The sequence below is a fragment of the Sorangiineae bacterium MSr11367 genome (assembly GCA_037157805.1).
GTDB lineage: Bacteria > Myxococcota_A > Polyangia > Polyangiales > Polyangiaceae > Pendulispora > Pendulispora rubella.
In genome coordinates this window covers 7485088-7497549 of the sequence record CP089983.1, presented here as the reverse complement: position 1 = coordinate 7497549, position 12462 = coordinate 7485088, and the positions used below count along the sequence as shown (strand labels likewise).

The 12462-nt window shown below is 64.7% G+C and carries 9 protein-coding genes; 2 read left to right on the top strand and 7 right to left on the bottom strand.

All coding sequences use genetic code 11. The features are described from left to right. Positions 1–63 precede the first annotated feature (63 nt). Positions 64–798 carry an RNA ligase family protein gene (locus tag LVJ94_29010; protein ID WXB00946.1) on the bottom strand — a complete coding sequence of 245 codons (735 nt, stop codon included), beginning with the start codon at positions 796–798 and terminating at the stop codon, positions 64–66. Positions 799–814: 16 nt separating this feature from the next. Beyond that, positions 815–1540 carry a tetratricopeptide repeat protein gene (locus tag LVJ94_29005; protein ID WXB00945.1) on the bottom strand — a complete coding sequence of 242 codons (726 nt, stop codon included), beginning with the start codon at positions 1538–1540 and terminating at the stop codon, positions 815–817. 95 nt (positions 1541–1635) lie between these two features. Between LVJ94_29005 and LVJ94_29000 the strand changes: the two genes are divergently transcribed. Together LVJ94_29000 and LVJ94_28995 are read left to right on the top strand one after the other, a co-directional pair. Further along, entirely contained in the window at positions 1636–2988 is a 1353-nt protein-coding gene (locus tag LVJ94_29000; protein WXB00944.1) for an MFS transporter, read from the top strand. A 45-nt stretch (positions 2989–3033) separates the two neighbouring features. Beyond that, positions 3034–4284, top strand: coding sequence for a hypothetical protein (locus LVJ94_28995; GenBank protein WXB00943.1), 1251 nt, complete (start codon positions 3034–3036; stop codon positions 4282–4284). A gap of 20 nt (positions 4285–4304) precedes the next feature. Here the strand turns inward: LVJ94_28995 and LVJ94_28990 are convergent, their stop codons facing one another. The 5 genes from LVJ94_28990 to LVJ94_28970 form a co-directional block, all read right to left on the bottom strand. Further along, positions 4305–6518 (bottom strand): hypothetical protein, encoded by a 2214-nt coding sequence (locus LVJ94_28990; protein WXB00942.1) that lies wholly within the window; start codon positions 6516–6518, stop codon positions 4305–4307. A gap of 184 nt (positions 6519–6702) precedes the next feature. Then, complete coding sequence (locus LVJ94_28985; protein ID WXB00941.1) at positions 6703–7116, bottom strand: YciI family protein; 414 nt, start codon at positions 7114–7116, stop codon at positions 6703–6705. An 89-nt stretch (positions 7117–7205) separates the two neighbouring features. After that, positions 7206–9353, bottom strand: a complete 2148-nt coding sequence (locus LVJ94_28980) for a hypothetical protein (GenBank protein WXB00940.1) — start codon at positions 9351–9353, stop codon at positions 7206–7208. 55 nt (positions 9354–9408) lie between these two features. Further along, positions 9409–9972 carry a hypothetical protein gene (locus LVJ94_28975; protein ID WXB00939.1) on the bottom strand — a complete coding sequence of 188 codons (564 nt, stop codon included), beginning with the start codon at positions 9970–9972 and terminating at the stop codon, positions 9409–9411. A gap of 3 nt (positions 9973–9975) precedes the next feature. Continuing rightward, complete coding sequence (locus tag LVJ94_28970) at positions 9976–12363, bottom strand: TonB-dependent receptor plug domain-containing protein (GenBank protein WXB00938.1); 2388 nt, start codon at positions 12361–12363, stop codon at positions 9976–9978. Positions 12364–12462 lie beyond the last annotated feature (99 nt).

Below are 12462 nucleotides of genomic sequence, written 5' to 3'. Positions count from 1 at the left end.
TGGCGAGGCCGGTGGGCGACGACCTCGCCCCTTCGTCAAGCGGAGCCGGCAAACGGGCTCAGTCTAAGTGACCCGCGCGATGAGCATGTGCCGGTAGACCGTTCCCAGGTTCTTGGTGACCGCCGCGCGAATCTGCTTGTCGCTCATTCCCGCGGCGATGGCCTGCTGCCACTCGGTGCTGCACTCCTTGAGGAGGTCGGCGATGACCTCGGGCACCAGGACGCGCATGTCCGCCATGTCGTTCTCCACGGCCACCCCGCGGTCGCGCAGGCGCCCCAGAGCGTTGTGGACTCGCCCTTCGACGACGAACATCTCGGCGAAGGCCTGCGCGGGACCTACATCGACCTTGTTGCCGGGAGCCCGTTTCACGACCTCCGCGAACTTGTCGGATTTGTGCTTGATGATGAGCCATTGTCCAAAGACGTCGCGAAGCAATGGATTGGATCGCACGACGACACCTTCCGAGACATTGCCCTCGGCGATGACCCCATTGCGTTTCGCCTCGGCGGAGTCCTGCTCGAGCAAGGCATCGAATGCCGCGAGGCTCGGCTCGCCCCGCCAGATCTCGGGGACGCGGGGAAGCGCGATCTCGTCGCACAAGGCGCTGAAGAGATCGTACGTGACGAAGTTCTCGGCCACCATGATATCGAATGCGCGAAAAAGGACTTCGTCTCCCGGCACGTAGCGCACGCCCTTTTGAATGCCCGCGCCGAAGGCTTCGCCGAACACGGTGACGTCGCTGAATCCGTGCGAGGTGAACACGTCGAACATGCGCTGACGCTCTCGCGGATTGGACAATCCAGCGACTCGTGGATTAGGGAAGAACGAATCGTCCCAATTGCGCGCGCAACCACCATGCGAATTGTCCGCGGCGGCTAAATCGGGGCAATTGACGCCAGGTGCGACGTGCTTCATCGAGGGCCTCGCGGGCACCCTTCTCGTCGTGGAGGCGATGGCGCACCCGCGCGAGGCGGACGAGTGCCTCCAGCGAGGACATGTTGCAGCGCGCGGCGGCGGAGAGAACCTCCGCCATTTGCTCCCATCGTTCGAGCCGCTCGAGGGCCTCGGCGGCGGCAAGGTAGGCATCGCCATCCCGCATCGATGCATTGGCGGCGCCTTGATGGCTCGCGGCCGAACGGAATTCTCCAGTCTCGGGGTCGATGCCCAGCGAGATGCCTAGCGCCGCGAGCGCTTCCTCGGGCCGGCCGGCGCGCAAGAGCGCTTTGCCGCGAAGGTACGCGACGTCGCGGTTTTTCGGATCGATGACCGCGGCCTGATCGAGGTACTTCAGCGCGGTTCTCGGCATGCGCAGCTCGAGGTACGAGCGCCCGAGATCGCGGCGCGCCACGGCGTTGGCCGCATTGAGCTCGGCCTGTGCGCGCAATCGACCAATGCGCCCGAGGTTGCGCGCAATGGCGACCGGGTCCGGCAAGAAACGACGCAGTGCGAAGAAGAGAACGACGACCAGGCAGACCCACGGGTTCTCCGCCGCATAGGCCGCAAACATGATCACGAGGTAGTAAGTCCAATAGTAGCCCACGGGCTCACACTATCAGCGTACGCTTTAGGCAGAAAGACGGCAGGCCGATGGCGCGATGGGCTAATGATGATGCTCACGCAAAGGAGGAACATCGAATGGCCAACCTTCGACCCGGGTGGGAACAATCCGACCACACCTGGCTCCATGCATCGCCGCCCGCCGGGGCCAGCCGCACGCGGTACGCCATTCTCGGCCTCGCGTTCCTCGGCCTGTCGTTGAATTACCTCGATCGGGCCAATCTCAGTGTGGCCTTGCCCTACATCCAGGACGATCTGCACCTGAAATTGACCAATGCCCAAAAGGGATTGCTCTTCGGTGCATTCTTTTGGGCGTACGACGGCTTCATGCTGCTCGCCGGTTGGTTCGCCGACAGGGTGGGACCGCGCAAGGCTTATTCGTTCGCGGCCATTTGGTGGTCGCTTTTCACCATCCTCACCTCGTTTGCAGGCGGCTTTTGGTCGCTGTTCGCCTTTCGCTTCGCGCTCGGCGCGGGGGAGAGCCCGGCCTATCCGGCTGCGACGAAGGCCAACTCGCGCTGGTTCCCCAAGCACGAGCGGGGTTTCGCCACCGCGGTGGTGGACTCGGGCTCCCGCGTGGGCACCGTGCTCGCGCTCCCGGTGGTGTCGGCGCTCATTGGATTCGTAAGTTGGCATTTCTCGTTCATCGTGCTCGGGGCCCTGGGAGTCGTTTGGGCCGCCGCTTGGTACCGCTTTTACCGCGACCCGGCGGAGCACCCGCGCGCCAATGATCTGGAGCGCGAATACCTGCGTGCGAACGGCGCGCGCATCGAGGAGACCGACGATCGCGCTGCCGCGAAGATCGCTTGGACGACGCTGTTTCGGTATCGCACCGTGCGCGGAATGATGCTCGGCTTTTTCTGTTTGAACTTCGTCATCTATTTCTTTTTGACGTGGTTTCCCACGTACCTGAAAACCGCGCGCGGTTTCGATTTGCAGGCGCTCGGGACGCTGGGCATGATTCCCGGCATCACCGCGGTCCTTCTGGCATGGCTGGCCGGCAAGTTGGCCGACCGGGCCATCGCGCGCGGTGCGAACGTGACGCGCGTGCGAAAAACGGTGATGGTGGGCGGCCTGCTCGGGGGCTCGGTCATCGTGTTTGCGGCCATGGTTTCATCGGTGTACGCAGCGTTGGCCTTGCTTGCCGTGTGCTATGCGAGCCTCGCCGTGGCGGCGACCGGCATCTGGTCTTTGCCCAGCGACGTGGCGCCGAGCTCACGCCATGTGGCCTCGATTGGCGGCATTCAGAACTTTGCCTCGAACATCGCGGGGATCATCAGCCCGTACATCATGGGCTCGCTCTTGGACATCTACCACGGTGACTACACGCCGTCGTTCGCGCTGGCGGGGGCCGTGGCATTGGTGGGGGCATTCACGTACGCGTTCATCGTCGGAAAAGCGGAGCCGCTGCCCATTTTGCCGGAGCGGTGAGGGGAGATCGCGGCGGCGCGGGGCGTATGCCCTCGTGCGTACGCCATGAATCGAGCCAGGAGTGTACTTTTTCTCATTGCAGCCGCCGCGGTGGCCTCGGGCTGTGGGCTCTTCGTCGGGGTGGACTGGGACCGGGTCAGCGCGAAGGATGGCACGGAGGATGGCGGTGGCCATCCAGGGCCGGGCGGGAACGGAGAGGGAAACGAAGGCGGAACGAAGCGCCCTCTTTGCGTTCCGCCGAAGGTGGCGTGCATCGCAGGCTGCTGCGACGACAATGGCGACAAGGGCTTGCCGGCGAGCGTGGCCGCCGGCGGCGGAATGACCTGCGCGACGAGCAGCACGGGCAAGGTATTTTGCTGGGGCCATAACCTCGGTGGGGAGCTCGGTCGCGGCAAGGGACCGGACAGCTACGTGCCCGTGATGGCGTACAACATTCCCTCAGGCGCAACGCAAGTTGCGGTGAGCGGAATCCATGGATGCGCGGTGGTGGATCGGCTCGTGGGGTGCTGGGGAGCCAATGCCAGCGGGCAATTGGGATTCGAGTGGACGGAGGCGGGGCGGACTGCCGGCTACGAGGAGCCGGGCCGCGTGCAAAACATCGAGGGTACGAAGCTCTCGGTCACCGTGGGCGACCAGCACGGCTGCGCGCTCGTCGACGGCACGGCGTACTGTTGGGGCTCCAATGGCGAAAAGCAACTCGCCATCGACGATATTTATATGTACATATCGTACAAGCCTCTTACGATTTCGCAGATAGGCTCGCAGCTTCGCGCCATCAGTGCGGGCGGGGAGCACAGCACGGAAACGTGCGCGATCGTGAGCAACGGCGGCGTGATGTGTTGGGGGCGAAACAACCTTCCCGCGACCATCCAGCGCGTGGCGAATGCCTCGATGCTGGCGGTGGGCGGCAACGGCTCCTGCGCCGTCGAGAATGGTCAGGCGAAGTGCTGGAGCGGTCCCAATGGCGAGGGGCTCGCAACGCCGGAAGGGCTCCCCTCCGGCGTGACGTCCATTTCCGCGGGCCGTGATCACTGGTGCGCCGTGATCAACGGCGAAGCCTGGTGCTGGGGCGGCAACATCGCCGGCCAACTCGGGCGCGGCACGACGAGCCATGGCGAGCTTGCCGCAAAGGTGCCCAATTTGTCCGGCGTGGAGTCCATTTCCGCCGGCAACTGGCACACCTGCGCCTTGCTAACGAACAAGACGCTCCGGTGCTGGGGCTACAACGCCTGGGGCCAGCTCGGCAACGGCACGAAAGACGATAGCCCGAGCCCCGTCCCCGTGAAGTGGCCTTAAGGCCCGAGCCCACCGTGCGACTAAGGCAGGCCCCACGAGCCCGCGTCGCCATTGGCGGGGACGTCGCGCGGGGCTATGTCGGGCATTTGCCCGCGCGGATAAATGACAGCGGTGTCATTTTTTCGCAACTCGATGGCAATGGCGTCCGCTCCCTCTTGGCGCCAGCGAAGGCGCCGCCCGCACTCGCTGCGCACGTCGATGTCACCGGCGATGCCGTGGCGCAGGACCAACGGCGCGCCGGCCTCACTGTGAACGCGGACCCATTCCGTTCCGCCATTGCGACGAGAGGCGTCCACGAGGAAGGCGCCCTGGGTGCGCAATTGCGAAACCGAGGCGTCGGCCCAGGAGCTCGGCACGGCGGGGAAGATCTCGATGGTGTTGCTGCCATGCACCACCATGTCCAACAAGGATTGCGCGGCGGCGAGGGGACTCTCGATAGCCAAGTTGGTGCCCTCTCGGTACATCGTATTGGGCGTCACTTGGGAATCGCGGAAGATGTTGCCGTCGAGGAAGAAGCGCAAGAGCGAGAGCGCATCCTCGGACCTGCCCATGCGCGATGCCATGGTCGACGCGGCGGCAAAGCTGTAGCCCGCCCACTGGTCGCGCGCGCTCACCCAATGCTCGAACGTCGTGCGGATGATCTCCCGATCACCGGGCCGATCCCAGCTCATCTCCTCCAGGGGGTAGAACCAGAGCATATGCGAAAAGTGTCGATGCGAGCCCGGAAGGGCAACGCCGCGGCCGACCAGGATGCCACGCTCGTCCCGATGGTACGGCACCAACCGCGCAAGGACGTCGCGCCATCGAGGAAGACGGGGGTCGTCGATGCGGAGCAGTTGCGCGGAATCGACGAGTGTCGTGCACGCCCAGCGGATCAACGAGAGATCGTAAGTACAATCCTCGGCGTCCGCGGATTCGGGGGAGCGGGTGAGTGGGAGGTGCAGGGCACCGTCGTTGCCCTCGGTCAGGAATTTCAAATAGAAGTTCAGCGCCTTTCCCAAAATGGGATAAAGGACGTCGCGAAGTATGGCCTTGTCCATGCTATGGCGGTACGCGAGCCATACGTTGTGCAGACCCCAAATGAGATTTCCCGTTTGGTCGGTCTTGCTGCCCGTGCCGGGAATGCCCACCGAGCGTGTGCCGCCGGGGCGCAAGGTCCAATCGCCGGGGTGCGAGAGTGCGTAGGTGTCATTGTCCCGGTATTCCGGCGGGACGGATTGGGGGAGGTTTTTCTCGAAGCGACGGAAGGCGGAGGTGACGGCGTCCAGTTCCGGGTGGTTCGCGATTTGGACCAATGGATAGGAGATCTGGACGTTGAGGTTCCACCAGACGGCCGTCCAGCTATTGCCGACTTCGGGAAACCAGGGGCCCCACTCGGACAGCACGGGTGCATCGGCGCGGGTGGCCGAGGCCATTTTGTAGAGTTGGATCCAATAGAAGCGCTGCACCCATTTGTCGGGAACGGAGACGAAGCTGCGCTTGAAATAACGATTCCACCAATGCCGATGTTGCGCCACGACGACATCGGGCGGAATGGCCAGCGCCTGGCGCACGGCGACCATGGCCTCGCCGAGGCCCGTCGAGTTGGGGTAGCCGTAGGTCACGTTGGCGGCCATGAGGCGTCGGGTGCCTTCGCGCTTCTCCTGCCAGGCGGTGGTGTATCCGCCGCCGGCGAGCAAGGTTTGCTCCGCATAATGCGTTTCGCCCGACGTGCCGATGTTTGCCGGAGGGTTTCCCTGGTAACCGCCGGGCGGCGGGAAGCGAACCTTTCGCGTCGTATGGGACGCCAGGGGCACGAAGGCCCAGGCTGCCGACGACTCGCCTGCGCTCGGGACCATGGAGACGAGCAGCACGCTCTGTTGCTGAAGCACCAATGCGGAAAACTCGATATGGCCCTGGGTGGTCGTGATGGCGCCGGTCAGCTCGGCGTTCCACAGATCGAGCTCCCATTCGATGGCGGTGATCGAGCCCGCCATGGTGAGCGTGAGGTAGCCAATGGGCAGGCGTGAAAGCCCGATGGCCGCCTCCCATTGCGGGCGCTGGTCCTGCACCTCGCTGTGGCTGAGCATGAACTTCAACACGCTGCCCGTGGCCGCGGTGTCGCGGTAGACCTGCACGCCCAATCGCGCGTTCCCCAGGAACGGAGCGGTCTGCCAACTCTCGGGCAGCTGCCGCCACACCATCCGCGCGTCCTTGAGGATCGACTCGTGCGCGCCTTCGGTGGAGGCGTCCAAGGTCGAAGCCTGCTGCCAACCCGTTCCGGACTGCGCGGTACAGCCTGTCGCTATAGATCCGATGACTACTGCGCCGCCTCGCAGAAAGGCTCTTCGGTCAATTTCGTCCATGCGCTAATAATGGCTCAGCACTATCAACCCAGGAAAGATTTAAGAGGGCCATTCCACTTAAAGGTGGGATGATTCACTGCCTGGAGACGGGGACCTCGGGGTACTGCGCCACGACCGCTTGCACGTCTTGAGGGAAATCCGCGAGGTCTTGGACCTGACGCACCTCGATGACGCACGAGGTTGACGCGGGGCAGCGTGACGCCCAGGCGATGGCCTCCTCGCGCGACTTCACCTGAATCATCCAGTAGCCGCCGACCACCTCCTTGGCCTCGGAGAACGGACCGTCGAGCACCTTCGCTTTCCCGCCGGGAAACTCGATGCGTGCGCCCATCGACGGCGGGTGAAGCCCATCGAGCGCAAGCAGCACGCCCGCCCGCTGCAGCGACTCGTTGTACCGCATCATCGCCGCCACCGAATCGGCGTCCGGCGCCGTTCCGGGCGCCGCATTCTCGTACCCCTTGGGGATGATCAGCATCATGAATCGCATCGGTTTCGTCTCCTCGGGATCCCGTCGAACGGCGATCCTCGGAATCGACACCGGCGAAACACTTTTTCGAAGCCCGCGCGAAGAATCGGCTATCGCGCCATCTGCCGAGGGGTGCGCACGCCCACGTCATCGAGCGCGACCGTGGCGGCCACCGACGGGTCGAACACGAACCGCACGGCCTCCACCTCGCTTCCGTTCACGGGCACCTCGAAGCTCTGAAAGACCAACTCCGACTTCGGTACACGCGCCGCGAACGACGCCTTGTACACATTCGTCACGATCGGCGGTGCCAATCGCAGGGGCACCGTCCTCTGCACCTCACCACCCCGGTTCACCAGTTCCACCGTGAAGGTCGCCGGCGTCTCGCCCATGTTGCCCATGGCGAAGACCAGCACGTCGTCCTTCTTCGGCGCCGCGGCTGCGGGCACACTCAACGTGTAGCTCGGTGTCTCCTTCTTCGCATTCCACCCCAGCACCACCGCGCTCGTATCCAAGTCTCCCCAAGTCAGCTTGAGCCATTGCTCACCCCAGGCATCCAGATTCTCGCCCCGTGCCGACCCGCCTGCGGCGGTCGTCGTCGTCAGATCGATGTCCTCTTCGTACGTGGCCAAGAATCGGTGCGTCGAATCCTCGAACTTGTTCCGGTAGTCCGTCGGCGGCAGCCAATTTCGCCCCGTCCGCGTATCCCGAAACAGCGCCAGGTATTCCGATCGACCGTGCAACGTCGCCTCCAAAAAGGCCGAAATCGTCGTCTTGGCCACCTGCCTCTGCGCTTCCGCCGGCATGATGCCGCGCAGATTCAAAAGGTGTCCTCCGAACCCCGACAGATCGGAGCGCCCCCACACCGTATTGAACTGCCCATGGTTCGCACCGCGAATGTACAAAGACGTTTTGCACCAATCGCGCTCGTCGGTGAATTTGATGCGCTCCAATTGACGCGAGCCATGAAACGACAACATATCGCCGTCCTCCGTGCCCTGCAGCACGAAGTAATTCACATTGCGTGGCTCGGTCTGGCGTCCCGCAGGGTGAATTTGCCCATCGACCGGCGCAATGGCAATCACGGTGCGAATGTCGAATCCGTAGTCGAAGCGAAGGTTCGCATCGTCGGGATTGTACGGCAATCGATTGAACGCCGCGGCCACGGAGACTGCCTCGCCTCCGCGTGAATGTCCGATCAACGCAATTTGGTGCATGTCCACGCGCCCGAAAAAGGGATGTCCCTCGCGGGCATTCCACGCCTTCCACGTACGCAGGTGCTCCAGCAGAATCCACGCGCGCGCGTCCGTTTCCTTCTGCAGGAAAATCTCCGGAATCCCGAGCGTATTGGACGCCACGGAACCATTGATGAAATTCTCGTCCACCGACGCCACGATGAAACCGCGGCTGGCCATGAGCTCGCCCAAGTACGCATATCCAGGATCCGAATATTCCTCCATGTCGTGGTTCCCGTGGACCACGAGCACCAACGGAAACGGGCCCGCGCCGTCGGGGTACCACACGCGCGCTTGCAGCGGCATGTGCTTCGCGTCGAATCCCCAATAGCGCGTACGCGCCCAGCCCGCGGCACCCGTCCACTGTTCGACGAGCTTCGAGCCGTCGACCGATGCCGTGCGAAAAGCCTCGGCCACCTGCGTCCCAAATTCGGGACGGCGCTGATCCGATCCGCTGCCGTACGTGAGCGTCTTCACCGCGAAACCACCCGGTTTCGAGGGATCCTCCGCATCCAGCGCCTTCGCATCGCCCGCCCACTCCGGCGATGCGACGTACGCGTCGTTGCCATCGACGAGAAACCATCGCAGCCCGAAAAGCAGCCCCAGTGCCGCGGCGGCGAACACCGCCACGGAGATGCGCCTCCGACGCCAGAACCAGGACCCGAGCGCGCCTCCCGCCACGGAGCCCAAGACGACCGCGCCGGACACGAAGATCGCGAGCGACCCCGCGGTGGTGCCCGCGTAATACGTGAGCGTCACCGCCAACGCGAGGGCCGTTCCCACGATCCATCGGTGTCGCGGTGGCAACGCTCCGAGCCATCGAAGGAGCAGCCCCGCAAAGAACCCCGCCAGCACGAGGCCCGCCGTCACGAGGGCGAGCACCAGCCACACCGCGGCATTTCCAGCACCGACCGCGATCATGGGAACGGCCTCGACCAGCCAAAGCGCGAAGACACCGAACAACGCGCCCCACGTGGCCCCTCTCCAGGTTACGCGCGCAAGGGACAGTTTTCGTCCGAGCATACCCGGCTTTTAGCCCGCATCGCTCGAACGGCCCACCCTCATTTCGTATGCGGACTCACAAATCGGTGCCGACTTCGCGCTGGCAGAACATGCCGGAGACATGGTTGCCGTTTTGGGCGAGGTTGGCGATGCATCCTTCGGCGCGGTAGTCGATGGGCGGCGCGTGGACGGTGCCCGTCACCGTGACCGTGTCGCTTTTCATCAGCAGCGCGGTGGTGGCCGACGGCTGCACGGCGATGGTGCCCTGCTGCGAAAAGGCTCCCGTCAAGGTAAGCGCGTAATTCTCCCGCGCCTCTTCGTCGCGTTCCAAATGTACGCATTGCTCGAAGACGTACGTGAGCGACACCTCGGTCGCGCCCTGCACCGCGTTCGACGTGGCGGTGCCGAAGATGTGCGCCGTTCCACCGAGGGGACACGAGACGGTGGCATCTTGCTGGCCGACGGGTTTGCCCTGCAGGGTCAAATTGAAGACCAACTTGAGCATCTCGCGCATGCCGCGCAGGGCGATGGAGTCCTGGCAAATGCTGTCGCAGGGTGGGGGAGGCGGAAGGCTGCCGTTTTCGCATCCTGCGAGCAGGACCAGCAGGAGCAGTGCCGCGAGCAACGCCCTTCGGATCATGGGTCAAAACCCTCCTTCTACGCCGAGGCTCGGAATGGTAATCGGCCCCACCGTTTGCACGGCGCACCCCCGCAAGGTGCAATCGGTGGAAATAGCCTCTTTGTTCAAGGTGACATTCATCCATTCGGCCACCACCGATAGCCAACTCGTCTTGCCGATCTGCCAGCGCTTTTCCAGGCGAAGATCGATGCGAAAGAACGATGGCAGCCGCTCCGTCGAGGTGACCGCGGGATTGTCGGCGCGGGGCACGCCGGTGTAAAAGACCACGCGCCCGCCGGCGCGCCAGCGCCGTCCCAAATCAAGGGCCACCGCGGCATTGGCCACGTGCGTGCGGTCGAACGAGGCGACGAATTTCTCGCCCCGCGCATACCGCGTCGAGCGCGAGAGCGTGTACGAGAGAAAGCCCCCCAGTCGGGACGTGAGCTTTCGCTTCAGGAACAACTCGAGCCCGTAGGCCGTGCCGCGGCTGCGCACTTCGAAGACCTCGACGGTGCGCTCCTCGCCGCGGCTGCTGGCGCCCTGGCCGCTGCCGCCGCTGCGATCGGGTCCGACGGTGCCGGGCGGAAAGCGTGCCCCGCAATACGGAGTCCACCCCGGTGTGAAGCCGGCGCTGTCGCCGCCGAGCGAATCGGCGGGGAAGGCTCCGGGAGCGCAACCGCCGGGATCTTGCGGAAGGGAGCCCAAGGGATCGCTCATATCGAAGAACGTATTGTGAAATGCCGACACCGTGAACGTGGTTCCGGCGCCCAGAACCAGCTCGAGCCCGAGGCTCTCCTGGATGGACCGCTGAAGCCCGCCGCGCAATCCTCCGGGCTGAAATCCGGGCACCGGCACGACGAACGCCGGCGGTTGGTGCGCCAGACCGAGGGCCGTGAGCACGCGCAGACGCTCCCCCACGTTGGTGCGGGTCATCAGGCGCGGATCGATGCCCACGGCCGTGGATCCCTGCGAGGCGAAGAAATCGACGCGGGCGCCCGTGGTGATCTCGAAACCGGGCGTCGCCTCGTACACGACGTCGGCGCGCGCGCCCATGGTCAGATCGGTCCGCGATGGGAAATAGCTGGAGACACGCGATGCGGACGGAGAAAGCTCGTCTTGGTTGGCGATGACGGCATAGCTGTCCATTTGCACGTCCGTGCCCACCCGCACCATGGTTCGCGGCGAAATGCGATGAACGATTTCGCTGCGGCCGCCCACCATGCGATCTTGGAGCTGCCGGCCCTCGGAGAGACGCGTGCGGTCCAGCCCCAAGGTGAACGCCGTGCGCATGGTGCTGTTTTCGCCCAGGCGCCGATCGTAGCGCAGGTCGACACGGTGGAATTCCGCGGCGAAGAGCGGCAGCGTCTCCGTGGGCGTTTTTTGCCCGAGGAAGTCGTACGAGCCAAATGCGAATACCCCGATGCGGTCGTCGGGCGTCAAATCGTACGTGGCGCGAAATTGGTAATCCCAATAATCGAGGACCGTGTCGGAGGCGAGGCGCGAAAGCAGCGCCGCCGTGTACGAATAGCGCCCGCCGAGCGAGATGGTCCCGCGGCCGTTGCCGAAGCCGGTCTCCGCCCAGGCCCCCGCGTCGAATGCCCGCAGGTTGTATTCGCCGTGCGTCTCCGGGCGCGGTGCCACCATCTCCCCGGAGACGATGCCGCCGGCGTAGCGGCCGAACCGCGCTGGATACCCCCCAGGGTATAAATCCACCCGCTCCACCAAGGCCGGATGAATGACCGACGGTCCGGCGCCCACGTGAAAGAGCAAGGGCACGCGCACCCCGTCGAGGAAGTAGCCCACGTTGCCGGGGGGCGCGCCGCGCACGAAGAAAAAAGGCAATCCGGATACGATGGGGGTCACCCCGGGCATCATCTCGATGGCGCGAAACGGGTCGCCGAAGGTGCCGGGGATCTCACGCACCTCGGCACGCGACAAGGTCGCCGTGCGCGATGGCTCCACGCGCTCACCACCAACGCGCACCTCTTGCACCTGTTGCATCGGCGCGGGCGCGTGGCGCCGGGGTGGCTCCGGCGCGGGAAGGGGCGCGGGCTCCGGTTCGGGCTCCGGCGGCGGCGCGCGAAACGCGAGCTCCATGCGGACCTTGGCCGCGACCGCCGTGCCGTTGCGCGTGGCGGGCTGGAAGCGAAAGGTCATCGCCGCCTCGGAGGCGGCGGATGCAAATGGCTCCTGTGCCGTCTCCGGAACGACCGAGCGCACGGTGCCGTCGGCATTCACCGTGAGCACCAGCACGATCACCGCATCGCCGTGGGCGCCTTGCGGATACGGAACTTCCGGTGCCGACGTGAGCGTGGGAGGAACCGTGTCGGCCGCTTGGGCTTTCGCCGGCTGCGCGCAAACGAGGCACATGGCCAAGGTTGCAAGGGTCGCCGCCAGGGTCTGCCATCGCATGCTCCAGCAAACAGAGTGACTTGGGGCACACCTTGAGGTGCACCCATTTGCGGCTCGGTTCGTGCAAGTATTCGTGCAAGTAGGCGACGCGACGCCACG